We start from the raw sequence: 19707 nt of genomic DNA on the forward strand, positions 1-19707 counted from the left end.
GATCACCAGGACTGGACATAACAGGATTATGTCCAGCGGCAATGACCAAGAATGAGCATGTCCCTCTGTGGTGACTCGCGAATCCTAGGCGAAGGCGTTGACGCCCGTCATTTCGGCAGACACAGCCCACAGCCTTATTGCGGCTTCCGGATCCACTGCGTGCGCATCCACTCCCTGGTACCGGGCGAGCGGCGAGGCCGGGTCCGTGGGCTTGGCGATGTCGCAGTCTTCGCAATACACCCCGCCCATGCCGGCCAGGGCAAGGGACGTGGCTGCCCACGTGGAGGTGGCGGCACCCTGCTCCGGAGTCTTGAAACCCTCCCGGACATTGCCCGCGTCGTCCATCCAACCCGCGGCGACCATCTCTTCGCGGGGCAGGTAGCGCTGGAGCTCGGTCATGATGCCACCAGGGTGAACTGCGAAGGCCCGTACCCCAGAGGAGCGGCCGAGGCGGTCCAGCTCGACGGCGAACAGCGCGTTGGCCGTCTTTGCCTGGCCGTAGGCCTTCCATTTGTCGTAACCGTTCTCGAAATTGATGTCCTCGAAACGGATGGGCGAGAGTTTGTGCCCGGTGGAGGACAAGGACACGACGCGGGCCGAACCGGAAGCTGCCAGCGCGGGCCACAACGTGTTGAGAAGCGTGAAGTGTCCCAGGTGGTTGGTGGCGAATTGGGATTCCCAGCCCGGACCCACGCGTTGTTCCGGGCTGGCCATGATGGCCGCGTTGTTGATCAGTATGTCCAGCGTGGGGTTCGATGCCAGGAAGCGTGCCGCGAAATCCTTCACTGCTTCCTGGTCGGCCAGATCCAAGGTTTCCACGGTCACTTGCTCCGGTGCCAGGCCTGCCGCGGCGAGGACTTCCTTGGCGTGTTCGGGACGCCGGGCGGGAACCGTGACTGCGGCTCCCGCGGAGGACAAGGCCCTCACCGTTTCCAAACCAAGCCCGGAATAGCCACCCGTGACAATTGCCGTCTTACCGCGGAGATCCACTCCCGCCACAACGTCCGATGCCGTGGATCCGTGGCCGAAACCGGATCCGATGGGGTGTTGCGGTGTGGCCATGGATTCCTCGCTCATATCGGGACCTTTCGTGTTCACCAGCACAGTTTCAAAAGCACAGTGGGTTCAGTAGACCGGTTTGCCGGGCTCGACGTCGCGCACCCACGCCAGGATCCCGCCGTCGAGGTGGCTGACCCGGGTGTAACCGGCGCGCTGCGCGGCGGCGAGCACCGCAGCGGACCGGGTGCCGCCCTTGCAGTGGAACACGATCTCCTTGTCCTGCGGCAATTCCGTCCAGGCCTCTCCCGCCAGGATGCGTCCCTGCGGGATCAGCACCGAACCGTCGATGTTCACAATCTCGTGTTCACCGATCTCGCGGACGTCCACCAGTTCAAAGTCGCGTTCCCCCGCCGCGCGGGCCTCTAGCATCCCGGAAAGTTCGGTGGCCGTGACGGTCGGAACCGAATCGCCTGCAGGCGCCGGGGTGATGCCACAGAAAGCTTCGTAGTCGGTCAATTCGGTGATCGGCTCGGCCTCAGGGTCTTTCGAAACCTTGATTTCGCGCCAGCTTCCGCCGAGCGCGTCGAAGAGCGCCACGCGTCCCAGCATGGAGCGCCCGACGCCGGTGATCAGCTTGACTGCCTCCGTCACCATGAGCGAGCCGACAGCGGCGCACAGCATGCCGAACACGCCGCCCTCGCCGCAGGACGGGACCGAGCCGGCAGGTGGGGCCTCGGGATAGAGATCGCGGTAGCTGGGGCCATGCTTCTCCCAGAACACGCTGACCTGGCCGTCGAAGCGGAAAATGGATCCCCACACGTACGGTTTGCCGAGAATCGCGGCAGCATCGTTGACTAGGTAACGGGTGGCGAAATTGTCTGCGCCATCCAGGATGAGGTCGTAGCCGGAGAAAATCTCCAATGCATTGGAGGAGTCCAGGCGGACGTTGTGCAGTTGCACGTTGACCAGCGGATTGAGTTCCTGGATGGCGTCACGGGCCGATTCGATCTTCGGCCGTCCGACATCGCCCACGCCGTGGATGATCTGGCGTTGCAGGTTGCTGAGGTCGACGTCGTCGTCATCCACAATTCCGAGCGTCCCCACCCCGGCGGCAGCGAGGTACAGCAGGGCGGGAGAGCCCAGTCCGCCGGCCCCGATCACGAGGACTTTTGCGTTCTTGAGCCGGCGCTGACCGGCCGCTCCGATTTCGGGAATAATGAGGTGGCGCGAGTACCGTTCCACCTCTTCGGTGGTCAGTTCCGCGGCCGGTTCCACGAGTGGCGGCAGTGCGGAAGAAGGAGAAGACGGCAACGTTTGGGCAGCAAAAATAGTGGCCATACTCCAAAGTATGCCTGCCGCTGCCGCCCGGTCATATTACTGCGCAGTATTGTGGTCATAACTGCAAAGGAAAGGCGGCAGACAAGTGGCTGAGAGTGCACGTACCAAACAGGAGGCGCAGGTCAGGCAAGATCGGACCGGTTCCCCGCGATCGGCGAGGCTGCCACGCGATGAGCGCCGGGCCCAGCTCCTGAACGCTGCCTTGGAAGTCTTCGTTGCCAACGGCTTCCATGGTGCAGCGATGGACGAAATCGCCGAGACCGCCCATGTCAGCAAGCCGGTGCTGTACCAACACTTCCCGTCCAAGCGGGAGCTTTACATGGCCCTCCTCGACAGCCACCTGGCCATGCTCACGGACCAGATGCTCACGGCGCTGAACTCGACATCGGACAACAAGGAACGCGTCCAGGCCGTCATGCGTGCCTACTACCGTTTCATCGCGGGCGATGACCAAGCGCACCGGCTCGTCTTCGAATCCGATCTCATCAATGACCCCGACGTCAGCTCCCGACTGGAGACTTTCAACCGCACCTTCGCCGACGCCGTCGCCAAGGTCATCGCCGAAGACACCAAGCTGCCCCCGCTGGAGGCCCAACTGCTGGGCCGCGGCCTGGCCGGAATGGCGCAGGTCAGCGCCCGGTATTGGCTCGAAACCGACGGCGATTTGGACCTCGATGTTGCCAGCGACCTGATCTACCGTTTAGCTTGGCGCGGAATCAGTCGCTTCCCGAAAGAGTCCTAGACTACAAATAGAGGACTGAGTAATTTCTTGATTGGCTGGGAGGCCCCGCTGTGGAAGTAAAGATCGGCATTCAGAATGTTGGCCGTGAGATCGCGCTTGAGTCCGCTCTCGATGCCGAGGCTGTTGCCAAGATCGTGAGCGAGGCCATCGCCAATGGCACGGACCTGCGCCTGACCGACGAAAAGGGCCGCCAGGTCATCGTTCCCGGCAACGTCCTCGGATACGTGGAGATCGGCGCCGAGGAAGTTCGCCGGGTCGGCTTCGGCGCCCTCTAAGCAAGACGCAAGAACACCAGCGAGCCAGGAGTCCGCATGCTCTCACTTGTCATCGTGGCGCTAGCCACCATCGCCTCAGGCTTCATCGTCTGGGGAACTGACAAACACCGTGGCACGTACGGAATCACCCTGCCCGCCGGCGTTTCAGTGGCCGTCGCCATGCTGAGTTGGATGATCTTCATCCAACTTGGCTTTGGCTACCAGCCTGGCGTGACGTGGATCCCGTGGGTGCTGCCCATCATTCTGGGTACCTTGGCTGCCGCGGTGGCCTCCTTCTTCCTGGGCCGCCATCGGACCCGGCACAACACCGCCCAGCTGACTGCGGCCCTGCGACTCTAGCTGGAGCTGCGACTCTAGCGAGCCTTGCGGCTCTAGCTACAAATCCGGCTCATGGCGTGGCTTCGGGTTCGGCCACTGCCCCGGCTTCCGCGGCTGCTTCGCTGGCGCTCGTGGCCGCCCGGATGTCTCGAGGGGTCACCTCGCTCCCGGCGTCATGGGAGGTGTAGCGGATGAACACCCGGTTGTACCGCCAGTCCAGGTCCGGGTGGTGGTTCTGCTGCTCGGCGATGCGCCCGACGGCGGCGATCAGCTCCAGTGCGGCGGCCGACGTCGGGCATTTGTAGACGGTGACGAGGCCGCCCAGGCGGTACCGCCAGTCCGGCAACGCCGCCAGCGCGTCGTCGATCGCGGACCTGGTGAGGATGTCATCTTTGCCGGCCATGGGGCGCTCCTTCGCTGACGTGGAATTCGCAGGAATCCCCGAAGCGGCCGGCGTTGGCCGCTAAAGGAACTCGGCCCGGCCTTCCATCGCCGAGGAGGCCAGTGCGTGTTCCCGGCGCGGGATGCGGCCTGCCTGCTTCGCCAGCCTACCGGCGATGACCGCATGTTTGAAGGCCTCGCCCATCTGCACCGGGTTCTGCGCGCGGGTCACCGCGGTGGCCAGAAGCACGGCGTCGCAGCCGAGCTCCATGGCGAGTGCGGCGTCGGACGCGGTGCCGATGCCGGCGTCGAGTACTACCGGCACCGAAGCGCGGGACACAATCAGCTCGATGTTGTGCGGATTCAGGATGCCCAGGCCGGTGCCGATAGGCGCGCCCAGGGGCATCACCGCTGTGGCTCCGAGGTTTTCCAGGCGAAGCGCCAGCACGGGGTCGTCGTTGGTGTAGGCGAAGACCTTGAAGCCGCGGTCGACGAGTTTCTCCGTTGCATCCACGAGCTCCACGGCATCAGGCAGCAGGGTCTGTTCGTCGGCAATGACTTCGAGCTTCACCCAATCCGTTTCCAAGGCCTCCCGGGCAAGCTCGGCTGTCATGACAGCGTCCTTGGCAGTAAAACAGCCGGCGGTGTTGGGCAGGACACGGATGCCATGGTCCACGAGCAACTGGAACAACGAACCTGTTTCCGTCGGGGAGTACCTCCGCATGGCAACGGTGGTGAGTTCGGTGCCGGAAGCCAGCAAGGCTGCCCCCAGGCCGTCCAGGCTCGGGGCTCCGCCGGTCCCCATGATGAGGCGCGAGCCGAACTCGACACCGTCGATCACCAGCGCGTCGGTTCGGGTGCTTGCTGCTTGGGTGCTTGCTGTGGTCATCGTTCAGCCTCCTTGTACTGCGGTAACGATTTCGAGTTCGTCGCCCTCTGCGAGCGCGGTGGCAGCCCACTGGCTGCGCGGCACCACTTCGGAATTGCGTGCGACGGCGACGCCGATCTTGCGTCCGTCGGCCGCCTGGCCGCTGGAGTCCACAACCCGTCCGGTGATGTGGCTGACGAGGGTGGTGACGGACGCGTCGTCACTCAGTGTGTGGTCTGCGCCGTTCAATTTGATGTTCATGCGTGGTCCTTCGGAAGGGGATTTGAGGAATCGGCAGATGGGCCGCCTGTTGAGGCCCGTGCCGCTGCATGCGGGCGGGAGAAGCGGTCCGGACGGAATTTGTTCCACCGGGGATCGACGGTGCCATCCATGAGTCCGACGCAGATTTTCGCCGCTGCCGGGGTGAGGAGCACGCCATGGCGGAAGAAGCCGCTGGCTACGATGAGGCCGGGCACGGTTCCTTCCCTTTCGTCACCTTTCACCCGGCCCAGCAGCGGTGCGTTGTCCGGTGTGCCCGGACGCGCCCGCGCAGTCGTTTCCAGGAGTTCCAGTTCGGCCACAGCCGGGACAAGTACCTGGGCGTCGCGGAGCAACTGGTACACCCCGCCGGCTGACACCGGGTTGGCCGATCCCCCGGACGCCGACAAGCCGTCTTCGCGTTGCGTCGCGCCGATCACCACGGTCCCGTCGTCGCGGGGGACGATGTAGACGGGCACTCCGCGCACCATTCCGCGGACCGTGGCGGTGACAAGGGGTCGCAGGTGCTCCGGGACGCGCAGCCGCAGTATGTCTCCGTACACCGGACGCAACGGGAGCGACAATCCATCCGGCAGGCCGTTCAAGCGGGCGGCATCCAGTCCGTTGGCAACCACTGTTTCGGTGGCGAGCACTTCGATGCCAGAGTCCAGCAGAACCCCGACGACGCGCCCGTCCTCCCACAGGAGGCCTGCCGCGGTATCCTGGACCGCAAAACCGCCCTCGGCCCCCGCAATCCAGCTGGAATCGCCGGGCTGGTGGTCTGCGAGCGCGCCTAGAATCGCAGCGGAAAGCCGGCGCGGATCCACTTGGTGGTCGCCGGGGATGTCGAAGGCACACGAAATCTGCGGGCTCAACAGCGGCTCACGCTCCCGGGCCTCGCGCAGCGGCACGGATTCCACCGCCAGGCCGTTGGCCAGCTGGACATCCCGGAGGTCGGCGAGCGCCCGGCGGTCCGCAGCGTCCGCGCCGACGGCGAGGGTCGGCGTCGTACGGTAACCCGTGCTGCGTCCGGTGCTTGAGCCGGTCACATTGCGTTCGAAGTCCGGCCACAATGCCGACGATTCGAGCATGAGCTCCAGGAGGTCCTCTTCCTGGTAATGCAGTTCGCTGACGGGCGCCAACATGCCCGCCGCCGCGAAGGTGGCGCCGCTGGCCGGTGCGGGATCTATCAAGGCAACCGAGCGGCCGGCCCGGCGGGCTTCCCACGCGATGCCGAGGCCAATGACACCGCCTCCGACCACCGCCACATCTGCGTGCAGGGGTCCGTGTTGGGTATTTACTTCGTCCATGGAGTCCTTCCCTACGCCGGTACTAGCCGGATCAGGTCAAGCGGTCGGCGCTGAAGCCCTCTCAGCCGCGCGGCGATTGTGACTGCCGCCGCGGCTCCCGCGGTACCAGCCCAGTTTAGAGGAACTACTCTGTTTCCATGACCCCGCACGATGTCCACACCACCGCCCGCCTGTACCTCTGCACCGACGCCCGGAAGCAACAGGGTGATTTTGAGCAGTTTGTCGATGCCGCATTCGAGGGCGGCGTGGACATCATCCAGCTGCGTGACAAGACGATTGAGGCGGCCGAGGAACTGGAGCTCCTGGAGATCCTGCAATCCGTGGCGCACCGTCACGGCCGTCTCTGGGCAGTCAACGACCGCGCGGACGTGGCGTCCCTCTCCAGCGCACCGGTGTTCCATATCGGCCAAAAGGACATTCCGCTGCGCTCGGCCCGGAAGCTGCTCCACGACCGCACCATCATCGGCCTCTCCACGCACACGCCGGATCAGATTGACGCAGCCATCGCGGCGTCGCCTGGCCGCAGCGGCCTGGACTACTTCTGCGTCGGGCCCGTGTGGGCCACGCCCACCAAGCCGGGACGTTCCGCCGTCGGGCTCGATCTAGTGAAGTACGCCGCCAACGCGGTGAAGCAGGCAGACGAAGAGACCGTCGGCGGGGTTGTGCTCCCCTGGTTTGGGATCGGCGGCATCGATCTCAGCAACGTGGAAGCAGTAGTGCAGGCCGGCGCCAGCCGCATCGTGGTGGTCCGCGCAATCACTGAGGCGGAGGATCCGACGGCGGCAGCCCGGGCACTCCTGGCTGCCTTGGACGCAGCGGCGGCCTAGCGAGACGCCGGAAGATTTTGGAGTTACCCTGACTTTCGTGTCACATCAGCGGTTAGCCCCGAATGTCAGTGAAACGTCGAACCAGCTCGCGGAAGCGCTGGCGGCGCTTCGGACTGAACTCGAGCTGCCCGCAGGTTATCCCGCTGAAGCGCTGCGGGACGCCGAAGCCGCGGTTTCCGGACACACCCTGCCGGCGCAGGACTTCACGGACGTTCCGTTCATCACGATCGACCCCGCCTCTTCCACGGATCTCGACCAGGCCCTCTTCATTGACCGGTCCGGCGATGGTTACAGGGTTCTCTACGCCATCTCCGATGTGCCCTCCTTTGTGCCCCCGGGAGGCGCGCTCGACGCCGAGACCCGCCACCGCGGGCAAACGTACTATGCCCCGGACGGCCGCATACCGCTGCACCCCGAGATCATCAGCGAGCATGCCGGGAGCTTGCTGGCCGGCCAGACGTGCGGCGCGTTCGTGTGGGACTTCGAACTCGATGCCGAGGCGGAGTTCCGCACCGTCTCCGTGCGTCGGGCAAGCGTACGGAGCCGCGCCAAGCTCAACTACAAGGGCGTGCAGGGGGAAATCGATTCCGGAACGGCAGATCCCGTCCTCCAGCTGCTCAAGGAAGTCGGGCTCAAACGGGTGGAACTCGAACGCCGCCGCGGCGGGGCAAGCCTGAACATGCCTGAGCAGGAAATCGTCCAACTGCCCGACGGCGAGGGGTACAGGATCGTCGCGGCACCCTCGCTGCCGGTGGAGGATTGGAACGCCCAGATTTCGCTCATGACCGGGATGGCCGCCGCCCAGTTGATGCTCGACGGCAAAGTGGGAATCCTGCGTACCATGCCCGCCCCCGACGAGCGCTCGCTGCTCCATTTCAAACGGCAAACGGGGGCACTCGGGAAGCCCTGGACCGAGGGGACCAGCTATGGAGAGTACCTGCGGACCCTCGACGCAAAGGACCCCCGGCAACTCGCCATCCTCCATTCAGCTGGGCTGCTTTTCCGTGGTGCCGGCTATACGCCGTTCGACGGCGAGGTGCCGGGCAGCGTCATGCAGTCAGCCATCGGGGCACCGTATGCCCACACCACCGCGCCGTTGCGCCGGCTTGTCGATCGTTTTGTGCTGGTCATCTGCGAAGCACTGAGCACTGGAACAGAGATCCCTGCATGGGCCCGGCATGCTTTGCCGAGCCTGCCCGAGATCATGGCGTCATCCGACCAGCTTGCCGCCAAAATGGAGCGCCTGGCCCTGGACACCGTGGAGGCAGCGCTCCTTGTCAACCACATCGGACAGGAATTCGACGCCGTCGTGATTTCCGGATCGAAACCCGCCAAGAACAACGGAAACGGCAACGGCAACAGCACCAACGGCAACAACGGCAATGGGAATGGGAACGGAGCCCCGCACGGCCCTTACGGCATCGTCCAGATCGCCGAGCCCGCGGTCACCGCCCGTTGCGACGGCGAAATGGAGTCGGGCACGAAGGTGCGCGTGAAACTGCTCGACACGGACATTGCCACCCGCCAAATCACCTTCGAACTGCTCCCGTAGCGGACTCCATCCGCAGGCCCGGGGCCGCGATCCGGGGATTATCGCCCCCAGACGCTAGACTGGGTGAGTAGTAATGGATGCCCGGTCGTTGATTCAGTTAATTTTTTGACATCAACAAGCCCGCCCCTACGCGATCTTGAGATACACCAGCTGGTCCCCAGTGCCAGTATTTAGATAGCCCGCGATCGGCTTCCACTGGATTTGCTTGCGCCCATCCGTGCTCCGGAACGGCCCTGCCACAACCGTTGAGCACGCAGCGCAGCCCAAATGAATAAGGAAAACTCCACTGTGAGTGAATTGCACACCCATGAAGTTCTGACAGACGGAACCGAAACGATCGAACCCGAGGAGACCATTTCCTCGGACGAAACACCCCACGAGATCGCAGAAAAGACCTTCGCCGACTACAACGTCCGCGCCGACATCGTTGAATCCCTCGCCGACGCCGGAATCACCCACCCGTTTCCCATCCAGGCCATGACCCTCCCGGTCGCCCTGGGCGGTCACGACATCATCGGCCAGGCCAAGACCGGTACCGGAAAGACCCTCGGCTTCGGCATTCCGGCGCTGCAGCGCGTCGTCGGACCGGACGACGCCGGCCACGACAAGCTCGCTGTCCCGGGTGCACCCCAGGCCCTCGTGATTGTTCCGACCCGCGAACTCGCTGTTCAGGTTGCCAACGACCTGCAGACGGCATCCCGGAAGCGTAACGCCCGCATTGCCACCATCTATGGCGGCCGCGCCTACGAGCCCCAGATCGAAGCCCTGCAAAAGGGCGTCGAGGTTGTTGTCGGTACGCCCGGCCGTTTGATCGACCTCTATAAGCAGAAGCACCTGAACCTCAAGAACGTTCGCATGGTGATTCTCGACGAAGCAGACGAGATGCTTGACCTCGGTTTCCTTCCGGACGTCGAGACCCTGATTGCCGGCACACCCGCCGTCCGCCAGACCCTGCTCTTCTCCGCCACCATGCCTGGCCCGGTCATCGCCATGGCTCGCCGCTACATGACGCAGCCCACGCACATCCGTGCCGCCGACCCGGACGACGAAGGCCTGACCAAGCGCGACATCCGGCAGCTCATCTACCGGGCCCACAGCATGGACAAGGTCGAGGTCGTCGCCCGCATCCTGCAGGCCCGCGGCCGCGGCCGGACCATCATCTTCACCAAGACCAAGCGCACCGCAGCCAAGGTTGCCGAGGAACTCGTGGACCGCGGCTTCGCGGCCGCCGCCATCCACGGTGACCTGGGCCAGGGCGCCCGCGAGCAGGCACTCCGTGCCTTCCGCAACAACAAGGTGGACGTCCTCGTGGCGACCGACGTCGCGGCCCGCGGCATCGACGTCGATGACGTCACGCACGTGATCAACTACCAGTGCGTCGAAGACGAAAAGATCTACTTGCACCGCGTTGGCCGCACCGGCCGCGCAGGCAACAAGGGCACGGCCGTGACGTTCGTCGATTGGGACGACATGCCGCGCTGGGGCCTGATCAACAAGGCGCTGGGCCTGAGCTACCCGGAGCCCGTCGAAACCTACTCCTCATCGCCGCACCTTTTCGAGGAACTCGACATCCCCGCGGGCACCAAGGGCCGCCTGCCCCGCGACAAGCGCACCCTCGCGGGCGTCGACGCTGAGGTCCTGGAAGACCTGGGCGAGACCGGCAAGAAGAACTCCCGCTCCGGCGGCGATTCCGGGCGTGGACGCACGGGCCGCGACGGCGGGCGTGATGGTGGCCGTGAAGGGGCACGCCGCGGTCCCAAGTCAGGCGACGCTCCGTCCCGCGAAGGAGACGGTGAGGGCGGACGCAGCCGCACCCGCCGCCGTCGTCCTTCCGAAGGCGACGCAGCCCCCGCTGAAGGTTCAGTTCAGTCTGCCGAGCCCCAATCCGGGCAGGCACAGTCCGGCGAGGGCGCGGACAAGCCGTCCCGCGCACGCCGATCCCGCACCCGCCGCCGCAACGGCGAAGTGGTGTCCGCTTCCGGTGCATCCGGCGAGAGCACCGAGGCTTAACGGCCTCAATGACTGACACTGTTTGGGCGCCGGACGGCAGCAATTTGGTGGTTCACGCGGACAACGCGGATTTCCTCCCGACGCTGCCGGACGGCGCCTTCACACTGATTTACGTGGACCCGCCCTTTAACACGGGCCGGGTCCAGAGCCGCCAGGAAACGCGCATGGTCCGCAACGCCGACGGCGACGGCGACCGCGTCGGCTTCAAGGGACGCTCCTATGACACCATCAAGGGCGCCCTGCACAGCTACGACGACGCTTTCAGCGACTACTGGTCTTTCCTGGAACCCCGGCTCGTGGAGGCCTGGCGACTGCTCGCCGACGACGGCACCCTGTACCTGCATCTGGACTACCGCGAGGTGCACTACGCCAAGGTCATGCTGGACTCGATCTTCGGCCGGGAGTGTTTCCTGAACGAGATCATCTGGGCCTACGACTACGGCGCACGTGCCAAGAACCGCTGGCCCACCAAACACGACAACATCCTTGTGTACGTCAAGAACCCCGCGAAGTACCACTTCGACAACGCCGAGGTTGACCGTGAGCCGTACATGGCACCGGGCCTCGTGACGCCGGCCAAGAGGGAACTTGGGAAGCTTCCCACGGACGTTTGGTGGCACACCATCGTTTCCCCGACCGGCCGGGAAAAAACCGGCTACCCGACGCAAAAGCCGGAAGGCCTGGTCCGGCGGATCGTCACCGCGTCGAGCCGGCCAGGAGACTGGTGCCTCGACTTCTTCGCAGGCTCTGGAACGCTCGGTTCAGTCGCGGCGAAACTCGAGCGCAAGTTCGTGTGCGTGGACCAGAACGCCCCGGCCATCGAAGTGATGCGGAAGCGCCTGGACGGCAAGGCCGCTTTCTACCCCAACTAGCGGACCACTGCACTCCCCGTGCCCAGCTCCTCGATGCGGGCCAGGACATCGGGGGCCGTCAGGTTCTCCCCGAGCAGATTGGGCTTGCCGGTTCCGTGATAGTCGGACGAACCGGTCATGAACAAACCGTGTTCGGCAGCCAGGCGGCGCAAGAACACACGGCCTTCCTCCGGGTTGTCGCGGTGCTCCACTTCCAGCCCCAGGAGGCCGGCGTCAATCATTTCCCGGTAGGTCCGTTCGCCGACCACCCGGCCGCGGGCCGAGGCCACCGGATGTGCGAAGACCGGGACACCGCCGGCGGACCGGACGAGCTCGACGGCGAGCGCCGGGTCCGGGGCGTAGTGCTGCACGAAATAGCGCGAGTGCGAAGTCAGGATCGCCGTGAACGCCTCGGAGCGGCTCGCCACCGCACCGGCCGCCACGAGGGCGTCGGCGATGTGGGGCCGGCCCACAGTGGCACCGGGAGCCACATGATGGATCACATCGTCCCAGCTCAAGGGGTAATCCTCGGCCAAGAGCGTGACCATCCTTTTTGCGCGGGTGAGCCTCGCGTCTTTCGCTTTGGTGATTTCCTCGAGCAGGCCTGGGTGTCCGGGATCATGGAGGTAGCTCAGCAGATGGACGCTGATCCCCTCCCGGGTCCGGCACGAAATCTCCATCCCCGGCACGAAAGCCACCCCGAATTCCAAGGCGGCGACGGAGGCCTGCTCCCATCCGTCAGTGGAGTCGTGGTCGGTCAAGGCCACCACATCCAGACCCGCAGCAGATGCGGAAGCGATCACTCCCGCGGGAGCCTCGGTCCCGTCGGAAACATTGGAGTGCGCGTGCAGGTCGATCTTCACTTTCCAAGCGTATTTGATGAGGGACGGCTTGGACCGTTGCGCCGCTGGCCTAGTATCGGCCTTGATGGGACTATTGGACGGTGAACGATGCAGATAACACCCAAAACGGTGAAGCCACAGCCTCCCAGCCCCTGGAGGAGCGCGTCAACAACCGCTCCCAGCGGCCCACATCCGATGCCTTCAAGGCGTTCATGGCCAGCAATTGGGCGCCAGCGCCGCAGGTGACCCCTGCGCGTGACGCCGTCGCAGACCATGCCGCCACGCGTCGTCGGGCCATCTCCGACAAGTTCGCGGGCCTACGCCTCGTCCTACCGGCAGGCCCGCTCAAGGTCCGCTCGAACGATTGCGACTACCGCTTCCGCCCCCACTCCGGCTTTGCCCACCTCACGGGCTTGGGCCTGGACCACGAGCCCGATGCCGTGCTGGTCCTGGAACCTGTCGAGGAAGGAACCGGCGACGACGGCGGCAACCACCTCGCGACGCTCTACTTCCGTCCGCTGGCCGGCCGGGACACGGAACAGTTCTACGCCGACTCGCGTTCCGGTGAGTTCTGGATCGGCGCGCGCCCGACGCTCGCCGAATTCGAAGCGCGCCTCGGGCTCAGGACGGCGCACCTCGACGAACTCGAGATGGCCATCACGAAGAACGTAGGTGCCCCGGAAATCGGTGGCATCTCCATCCGCCTCGTCCGTAAGGTCGACGAAAACATCGATGCCCTCGTGGACACCGCCCGCTACAACACAGCCAAGGATCCGGAAAACCTCGACCTCGGCGAACTCGATGCCCTCGACGAACTGCTCAGCGAGGCGCTCTCCGAGCTGCGCTTGCTCAAGGACGCCTGGGAGATCGAGCAAATGAAGATCGCCGTGTCCGCGACCGTGGAGGGTTTCGCCGACGTCGTCCGCGCCCTCCCGCGCGCCATGACCCACCACCGCGGCGAACGCGTCATCGAAGGCGCCTTCTTCGCGCGTGCCCGTGAAGAAGGGAACGAGCTCGGCTACGACACCATCGCGGCTGCCGGAAACAACGCCACGGTGCTCCACTGGACCCGGAACACGGGCAAGGTCAACGCCGGGGAACTCGTGCTGCTCGACGCCGGTGTGGAGGCCGATTCCCTCTACACCGCCGACGTCACGCGCACCATTCCCGCCAACGGAAAGTTCTCGGACGTCCAGCGCAAGGTCTATGAAGCCGTCCTTGACGCCGCGGACGCCGGATTCGCGGCAGCCCGGCCGGGCGCGAAGTTCCGCGACATCCACACCGCCGCCACCACCGTCCTCGCCGAACGGCTTGCCGAGTGGGGACTGCTGCCGGTCTCCGTGGAGGAAGCCATCAGTGCCGAAGGCCAGCAGCACCGCCGCTGGATGCCGCACGGTACCAGCCACCACCTTGGCCTGGACGTCCACGACTGTGCCCAGGCCAAGCGTGATCTCTACCTGGACGGCGTACTCACCGAGGGCATGGTGTTCACCATCGAACCCGGGCTCTACTTCAAGAACGAGGACCTCGCCATTCCGGAGGCATACCGCGGAATCGGCGTCCGGATCGAGGACGACATCCTGATGACGACAGACGGTCCGGTCAACCTCAGCGCCGCTCTCCCCCGCAAGGCCGACGACGTCGAGTCCTGGATGGCGGGCATCTACCAGGACGCCGAAGCGTAACCACTGAGCCAATCGCAAGAGGAGGGCTACCGGAATGTTGATCCGGTAGCCCTCCTCTTTTGCTCATTCCCGGCGATAGGAACTTTTACTGCTTGGCCGGATCCTCACCGTTGGCTGCTTGCTCGCCGGTTCCGGGTTCGTTCACTCGCACACCGTACTGCGGCCGTCCGTCCGGAAGATCCGGGTAGCGAACGCCGGCGGTCGGCCGCGCGGCCGCGGCCGGGGTTGCGGTCGCGGCTGGGGCCGGGGCGTCCGCAACAGGCTGGGCGGGCTCGCCGGCCGTTCCTTGTCCGGCTTCGGGTCCACGCTGGCCATAGGGGTCCTGCCAGGACGCTGGACGTTCCGGAGCCGGGCCCTGTGGTGCATTCGGATGGACCGGCGGGTTCCGGTAGTCCTGCGGCGTGTATGCCTGCGGCGGCCGGCCGAAGGCTGCCTCGGAAGGATTCATCGGCAACTGGTGAAGGAGACGGCGGGCTTCGTGGGATGCCTCAAGCGCGACAATGACGTCATAGTTCGTTGCCACTACCTGGCTGGTGGAGGTGAAGTCCCGCTTCCCGCGCTGAGCAGCGTAGGTGACGATCCCGAAGAGCATGAAGAATGCCGCACCCATGAGAACCGACGTCACGATCGAGAAGGGGCCACCGGCCGGGGTAAAGAACGAAAGCATGACGCCCACGAACAGTCCGAACCACATACCGCTCAGAGCGCCGGACAAAGCGACCCGAGGGTAACTGAGCCGTCCCGTTACCCGCTCCACCATTTTGAGGTCGTTTCCGACAATGGAGACATGCTGGACGGGGAACTGCTGGTCGGCAAGATAATCCACCGCCTTCTGGGCATCGAGATAGGAAGTGTAAGAGCCCACGGTGTCGCCCTTGGGGACGCTGCGGGATTCCTCCGTGGCCTTAGGGGCACCGAAAATGTTCGCCATACCCCCATTCTGTCCCATACACATGTGAACCGGCTGAAATTCAGCTAAAAGAGAGCAGACTCGGTAGCCTGTAAGGGTGAGCACAAATCCTTCACGCATCTTTGTTGCGCGCTTGCTCGGCCTCGACGTTTTCGACCCCCTGGGCGATCGCCTGGGCCGGCTGCGCGACGTCGTGGTGCTCTCCCGCGGCTTGCGCGGGGCCCCGCACGCAGTGGGTATCGTCGTCGAAGTTCCGGGCAAGAAGCGCGTCTTCGTTCCCATGACGAGGCTGACGTCCATGGACCAGAGCCAGATCATCTGCACCGGCCTGGTCAATCTGCGTCGCTTCCAGCAACGCGGTGCCGAGCAGCTGGTGGTCGGCGAGCTGTTTGACCGCAAGGTGACACTCAAGGACGGCAGCGGCGACGCCATCATCGAAGACATCGCCATGGATCAGCAGCGCAACGGTGACTGGCTGGTGTCCAAACTTTTCATTCGACGCGGCACGTCTACCTCCAGGCTTCGGGGGCTGCGCCGCGGTCACACCCTGCTGGTGGACTGGGCGGAGACACTGCAGGGCTCCGAGAACGATCCCCAGGGCGCAAGCCACTTCGTTGCCACGCACGAGGACCTCAAACCGGCCGACTTTGCGGACGCACTCCAGGAGATGTCGGACAAGCGACGGATCGAAGTGGCCAGCGAGCTCCAGGACGAACGCCTCGCCGACGTGCTCCAGGAATTGCCGGAAGAGGACCAGGTAACCCTCCTGTCCGCCTTGGACAACGAACGCGCAGCCGACGTACTGGAAGAGATGGACCCGGACGACGCCGCAGACCTGTTGGCAGACCTGCCTTCCGCGAAGGCCGAGGAACTGCTGCTCCTGATGGAGCCAGACGAGGCTGACGACGTCCGCAGGCTTCTGCAGTACGACGAAGACACTGCCGGCGGCCTCATGACCCCGGTCCCCGTCATCCTGCCCCCGGAAGCTACGGTCGCTGAAGCGCTTGCCCATGTGCGCAGCGAGGAGCTCTCCCCCGCCCTGGCCTCGGCCATCTTTATCTGCCGCCCGCCGCTGGAGACCCCCACGGGACGTTTCCTCGGCGTCGTGCATATCCAGCAATTGCTCCGCAGCGCCCCGCCCGAACAGCTGGGCAGCATCGTGGACAAGAACCTCGAGCCGGTCTCCGACCACGCCAGCGTCAGCGAGGTCAGCCACACCATGGCCTCCTACAACCTCAACTCCCTCCCGGTCGTGAATAGCGCCGGTCGCCTGGTAGGGGCGGTGACTGTTGACGACCTCCTAGACCATTTGCTCCCGGACGACTGGCGAACCCACGAAGACGGAGCCCCGATCAGGAAACTAGGAGGCCGAATTGGCTGAGAAGCCCACCAGCGGGGGGCTGGACACCCCGCTCGAGCTGCGTTCCCGCATGTTGCCGAATTTCGGCAGCGATCCCGATGCCTTCGGCCGATTTGCCGAACGCTTCGCCCGCTACATGGGTACGGCGAATTTCCTGTTCTACATGACGATCTTCGTGATCGTCTGGATCGCGTTCAATGTTGTTGGCTTGTTCGGCTTCCAATGGGATCCCTACCCGTTCATCCTCCTCAATCTTTTCTTCTCCACGCAGGCCTCCTACGCTGCGCCCCTGATCCTGTTGGCCCAGAACCGCCAGGACGACCGGGACCGCGTGACAATCGAGCAGGACCGCGCCCGTGACGAGCGCAATCTGGCGGACACCGAATACCTGACCCGTGAGGTCGCGGCTCTTCGTATCGTCCTGCGCGAGGTCGCTACCAGGGACTACGTGCGTGCCGAACTCCGCTCGCTGCTGTCGGATCTGCTCGAAGCTCAGGAAGAGATGGGCACGAACAATCGCGATGGCTCGAACAATGGCGAGAAAGCCAAAGACAAAGCCAAGGACAAGCGCGACAAACAGCGTAGTCCCCGTACACAGCAGATCCCGAAAATCCACCCTGCGCATTCCAGCGCCACCCAAGCAGAATCCGGACTCTCAACAGTCGGCACCTCGCCGAGCCCCGGTTCCCCCGCCCAGCCTGAAAGCTGAACATCCAAGCCATGAGCACACCATCTGTCGAGGCCCTCAACGCTGCCTTGGCAACCGTCATCGATCCCGAACTCCGCCGTCCCATCACGGAGTTGGGGATGCTGGATTCGGTAGAGGCCAGTCCGGACGGAACCGTCCGGGTTGCGGTGCTGCTGACCATCGCCGGCTGCCCCCTGCGTGAGACGATCACGGCCGACGCCACCGCTGCCCTTGCGAGGGTTCCGGGCGTGACGGGCGTCGAGGTCGAGCTCAAGGTGATGACGCAGCCGCAACGCGACGCCCTCAAGGAACGGCTGCGGGGTGCCAGCGGACAACGCGGAATCCCCTTCAACGAGCCCGGCTCCCTGACCAAGGTCTTCGCAGTGGCCAGCGGCAAGGGCGGTGTAGGAAAGTCCTCGGTCACCGTCAACCTTGCGTGTGCCCTTGCTGCGCAGGGCCTGCGCGTGGGAATCGTCGACGCTGATGTCCACGGTTTCTCCGTCCCGGCGCTCATGGGAATCACGCAGCAGCCCACACGGGTGGACGACATGATCCTTCCGCCCGTGGCCTTCGGCGTGAAGGTGATCTCCATTGGAATGTTTGTTTCCGGAAACAAGGCGGTGGCCTGGCGGGGCCCCATGCTCCATCGTGCACTGGAACAATTCCTTACGGACGTCTATTTCGGCGATCTGGATGCCCTGTTCCTGGATCTTCCGCCAGGCACCGGCGACATCGCCATCTCAGTGGCGCAGTTGCTTCCCAACGCTGAAATCCTCGTGGTGACCACCCCGCAGGCCGCGGCAGCGGATGTTGCCGAGAGGGCCGGAACCATCGCAACGCAGACCGGCCAGAAGCTTGCGGGAGTCGTGGAGAACATGTCCTTCCTGGAGATGCCCGACGGCGGCAGGATGGAATTGTTCGGAAGCGGCGGCGGGCGGGTGCTGGCTGAGCGGTTGAGCGCCGCCGTCGGAACCGACGTTCCGCTGTTGGGACAGATCCCCTTGGACATCCGTCTGCGCGAAGGCGGAGACGCTGGCCGGCCCGTAGTGTTGACGGCTCCGGAGACGGCCGCCGCACAGGCACTTCAAGGCATCGCGGACAAACTCAACGCCAAGCCGCGCGGCCTGGCCGGAATGTCCCTCGGGATCCAGCCGAAATAGCTCTTAGGTGGCCTCAGCGTCGAAGGGCGCCTTTTCACCGACGGAAAGCCGTTCAACAACCCGCTCGGGAGCTTTCGTCGGGGTGTCCACGGCAGCAACAGCGACAGGCGCACCATCGCTGACGGGCTTCGTGTCGTCGTCGAGCAGCGCTTCCTTGATGATCCGGCGCGGATCGTACTGGCGCGGGTCATACTTCTTCCAGTCGACTTCATCGATGTCGATGCCGACTTCTTCCTTGATCTGTTCACGGGCACCGGACGCCATGCGCCGCAGTTCCTTGACCAGATTCGTCAGCTTCCGCGTGTATTCAGGCAAACGGCTGGGACCGATCACGATGACGCCGATGATCAGCAGGATGAGAAACTCCGAGCCATTGATTCCAAACACGTATCGAAGATTACCTTGTCCGTTGGTCCGCTCAGAAACCCGCAAGGCCCGCCAGGGCATGGAGTCCCCGTTGCAGCCGTTCATTCCAGGTCTCCGCACTGATTTCGGCGGGCCGGGCAACCACCAGCGAATCGCCCGCCTGCACGAGCTCAGGAACTGCCCCCGCAGCCTGGTTGGCAGGCATGTCGGAGGAATAACGCAGCACGGCCACCGGCGAGGAGTAGACGGCTTGCCATGGGGCCCCCTGGGTGATGGAGAGTTGGGTCCCCGAAGCGCCGCTGCCCTCCAAGTGCTGCTCCACCAGGGTGGCGTGGTGGTCACCGTCGCTGAGGTGCAGCTCGACGGCGGGGTGCCCGTCCTGCATCAATGCCCGGGCGGAAACCACGTGGTATCCCATGCTTGCCATCTCGGGACATGCCCAGCCGTCTCTCCGCAGTTCGGACAACTGCTGCTCGCTCAGGCTCACCGTCCCGGCTACGCTGACGGGCAGGCTCAACTGCGAACCTGTCACGGGGAGTTGCTCTCCGGCTTTTCCGGGCACGGTTGAACTGACCAGGGTCCGGACTTCCTGCTCTCCGCGGTTGGATGCCTGCGGCGCAACTTCACCGCCGACCGCATAGGCTGCAACCGCCAGGATTCCGGCACTCACGGCGAGTCCGCCGGCCGCGGCGCTGGCAAGCCGGATGCCGTGCCACACGCTTCGCTGAGGCGCAGGGCGCTCCGGAAAATCGGATTGCGCCAACCGCTGGGTGTGTTCGATCAGCCTGTTGGTGAAATCCTGGCTGGCCTCGGGTACGGCGGCACTGCGAAGCCGTTCAAGGTATTGGCGTTCCCGCAGTACCGCGGCGTGGCATTCAGAGCATTCCTGCAGGTGGCCCGGGGCGCGGCTGTGCCGGATATTTCCCCGAGTCAAAGCACCGCGTCGTCCTTTCAGCAAACCCATCGG

At 64.7% G+C, this 19707-nt stretch carries 21 protein-coding genes and 1 riboswitch; of the genes, 11 read left to right on the forward strand and 10 right to left on the reverse strand.

The window, feature by feature from the left end:
* Nucleotides 1–84: 84 nt before the first annotated feature.
* Both QRN59_RS00825 and moeB read right to left on the reverse strand, forming a co-directional pair.
* Entirely contained in the window at nucleotides 85–1077 is a 993-nt protein-coding gene (locus tag QRN59_RS00825; RefSeq protein WP_284980655.1) for an SDR family NAD(P)-dependent oxidoreductase, read from the reverse strand.
* A gap of 48 nt (nucleotides 1078–1125) precedes the next feature.
* On the reverse strand, nucleotides 1126–2337 hold the full coding sequence (moeB, locus tag QRN59_RS00830) for a molybdopterin-synthase adenylyltransferase MoeB (protein ID WP_284980657.1): 1212 nt from the start codon (nucleotides 2335–2337) through the stop codon (nucleotides 1126–1128).
* Between the two features lie 85 nt (nucleotides 2338–2422).
* Here moeB and QRN59_RS00835 point away from each other — a divergent pair, with 85 nt between their 5' ends.
* From QRN59_RS00835 to QRN59_RS00845, 3 genes are read left to right on the forward strand one after another with little or no spacing between them, the layout of a single operon-like run.
* On the forward strand, nucleotides 2423–3079 hold the full coding sequence (locus tag QRN59_RS00835) for a TetR/AcrR family transcriptional regulator (protein ID WP_502871003.1): 657 nt from the start codon (nucleotides 2423–2425) through the stop codon (nucleotides 3077–3079).
* Nucleotides 3080–3129: 50 nt separating this feature from the next.
* Complete coding sequence (locus QRN59_RS00840; RefSeq protein ID WP_059387503.1) at nucleotides 3130–3354, forward strand: DUF3107 domain-containing protein; 225 nt, start codon at nucleotides 3130–3132, stop codon at nucleotides 3352–3354.
* Nucleotides 3355–3390: 36 nt separating this feature from the next.
* Nucleotides 3391–3693, forward strand: a complete 303-nt coding sequence (locus QRN59_RS00845; RefSeq protein ID WP_284980658.1) for a hypothetical protein — start codon at nucleotides 3391–3393, stop codon at nucleotides 3691–3693.
* Between the two features lie 49 nt (nucleotides 3694–3742).
* Here the strand turns inward: QRN59_RS00845 and QRN59_RS00850 are convergent, their stop codons facing one another.
* The 4 genes from QRN59_RS00850 to thiO all read right to left on the reverse strand — a co-directional run bounded on the left by QRN59_RS00850 (nucleotide 3743) and on the right by thiO (nucleotide 6489).
* Nucleotides 3743–4075 (reverse strand): 4a-hydroxytetrahydrobiopterin dehydratase, encoded by a 333-nt coding sequence (locus tag QRN59_RS00850; protein WP_284980660.1) that lies wholly within the window; start codon nucleotides 4073–4075, stop codon nucleotides 3743–3745.
* 60 nt (nucleotides 4076–4135) lie between these two features.
* Complete coding sequence (locus QRN59_RS00855) at nucleotides 4136–4942, reverse strand: thiazole synthase (protein ID WP_284980662.1); 807 nt, start codon at nucleotides 4940–4942, stop codon at nucleotides 4136–4138.
* A gap of 3 nt (nucleotides 4943–4945) precedes the next feature.
* On the reverse strand, nucleotides 4946–5182 hold the full coding sequence (thiS, locus tag QRN59_RS00860) for a sulfur carrier protein ThiS (protein ID WP_269992862.1): 237 nt from the start codon (nucleotides 5180–5182) through the stop codon (nucleotides 4946–4948).
* On the reverse strand, nucleotides 5179–6489 hold the full coding sequence (thiO, locus tag QRN59_RS00865; protein ID WP_284980664.1) for a glycine oxidase ThiO: 1311 nt from the start codon (nucleotides 6487–6489) through the stop codon (nucleotides 5179–5181). Before thiO ends, thiS begins: the two co-directional genes overlap by 4 nt.
* Nucleotides 6481–6600: riboswitch (TPP riboswitch) on the reverse strand. It overlaps the preceding gene by 9 nt.
* Nucleotides 6601–6626: 26 nt before the next feature.
* On the opposite strand from thiO, the gene thiE reads away from it, so the two are divergent.
* From thiE to QRN59_RS00885, 4 genes are all read left to right on the forward strand, one after another.
* Nucleotides 6627–7316 carry a thiamine phosphate synthase gene (gene thiE, locus QRN59_RS00870; protein WP_284980666.1) on the forward strand — a complete coding sequence of 230 codons (690 nt, stop codon included), beginning with the start codon at nucleotides 6627–6629 and terminating at the stop codon, nucleotides 7314–7316.
* A gap of 37 nt (nucleotides 7317–7353) precedes the next feature.
* Entirely contained in the window at nucleotides 7354–8868 is a 1515-nt protein-coding gene (locus QRN59_RS00875) for an RNB domain-containing ribonuclease (protein WP_284980668.1), read from the forward strand.
* A 288-nt stretch (nucleotides 8869–9156) separates the two neighbouring features.
* The gene (locus tag QRN59_RS00880) at nucleotides 9157–10878 is read left to right on the forward strand and encodes a DEAD/DEAH box helicase (protein ID WP_284980670.1); all 1722 of its coding nucleotides are present in this window, start codon (nucleotides 9157–9159) and stop codon (nucleotides 10876–10878) included.
* 8 nt (nucleotides 10879–10886) lie between these two features.
* Complete coding sequence (locus tag QRN59_RS00885) at nucleotides 10887–11750, forward strand: DNA-methyltransferase (RefSeq protein WP_284980671.1); 864 nt, start codon at nucleotides 10887–10889, stop codon at nucleotides 11748–11750.
* Here the strand turns inward: QRN59_RS00885 and QRN59_RS00890 are convergent.
* Nucleotides 11747–12592, reverse strand: a complete 846-nt coding sequence (locus QRN59_RS00890) for a PHP domain-containing protein (protein ID WP_284980673.1) — start codon at nucleotides 12590–12592, stop codon at nucleotides 11747–11749. The genes QRN59_RS00885 and QRN59_RS00890 overlap by 4 nt on opposite strands.
* Before the next feature lie 80 nt (nucleotides 12593–12672).
* On the opposite strand from QRN59_RS00890, the gene QRN59_RS00895 reads away from it, so the two are divergent.
* Nucleotides 12673–14256 (forward strand): aminopeptidase P family protein, encoded by a 1584-nt coding sequence (locus QRN59_RS00895; RefSeq protein WP_284980675.1) that lies wholly within the window; start codon nucleotides 12673–12675, stop codon nucleotides 14254–14256.
* Nucleotides 14257–14341: 85 nt separating this feature from the next.
* On the opposite strand, the gene QRN59_RS00900 is transcribed toward QRN59_RS00895, so the two are convergent.
* Complete coding sequence (locus QRN59_RS00900) at nucleotides 14342–15187, reverse strand: YflT domain-containing protein (RefSeq protein ID WP_284980677.1); 846 nt, start codon at nucleotides 15185–15187, stop codon at nucleotides 14342–14344.
* 76 nt (nucleotides 15188–15263) lie between these two features.
* Here QRN59_RS00900 and QRN59_RS00905 point away from each other — a divergent pair, with 76 nt between their 5' ends.
* The 3 genes from QRN59_RS00905 to QRN59_RS00915 are packed head-to-tail and all read left to right on the forward strand — an operon-like array spanning nucleotide 15264 to nucleotide 18374.
* A complete protein-coding gene (locus QRN59_RS00905) occupies nucleotides 15264–16547 on the forward strand; it encodes a magnesium transporter MgtE N-terminal domain-containing protein (protein ID WP_284980679.1) in 1284 nt (427 codons plus the stop codon).
* A 49-nt stretch (nucleotides 16548–16596) separates the two neighbouring features.
* Nucleotides 16597–17235, forward strand: a complete 639-nt coding sequence (locus tag QRN59_RS00910; protein ID WP_284980828.1) for a DUF1003 domain-containing protein — start codon at nucleotides 16597–16599, stop codon at nucleotides 17233–17235.
* Nucleotides 17236–17246: 11 nt separating this feature from the next.
* A complete protein-coding gene (locus QRN59_RS00915; RefSeq protein ID WP_284980680.1) occupies nucleotides 17247–18374 on the forward strand; it encodes an Mrp/NBP35 family ATP-binding protein in 1128 nt (375 codons plus the stop codon).
* Nucleotides 18375–18377: 3 nt separating this feature from the next.
* On the opposite strand, the gene QRN59_RS00920 is transcribed toward QRN59_RS00915, so the two are convergent.
* Together QRN59_RS00920 and QRN59_RS00925 are read right to left on the reverse strand one after the other, a co-directional pair.
* The gene (locus QRN59_RS00920; RefSeq protein ID WP_059387493.1) at nucleotides 18378–18761 is read right to left on the reverse strand and encodes a twin-arginine translocase TatA/TatE family subunit; all 384 of its coding nucleotides are present in this window, start codon (nucleotides 18759–18761) and stop codon (nucleotides 18378–18380) included.
* 31 nt (nucleotides 18762–18792) lie between these two features.
* A complete protein-coding gene (locus QRN59_RS00925; RefSeq protein ID WP_284980682.1) occupies nucleotides 18793–19674 on the reverse strand; it encodes a hypothetical protein in 882 nt (293 codons plus the stop codon).
* Nucleotides 19675–19707 lie beyond the last annotated feature (33 nt).

It is taken from the genome of Arthrobacter sp. efr-133-TYG-118 (assembly GCF_030209755.1).
Classification (GTDB): domain Bacteria; phylum Actinomycetota; class Actinomycetes; order Actinomycetales; family Micrococcaceae; genus Arthrobacter.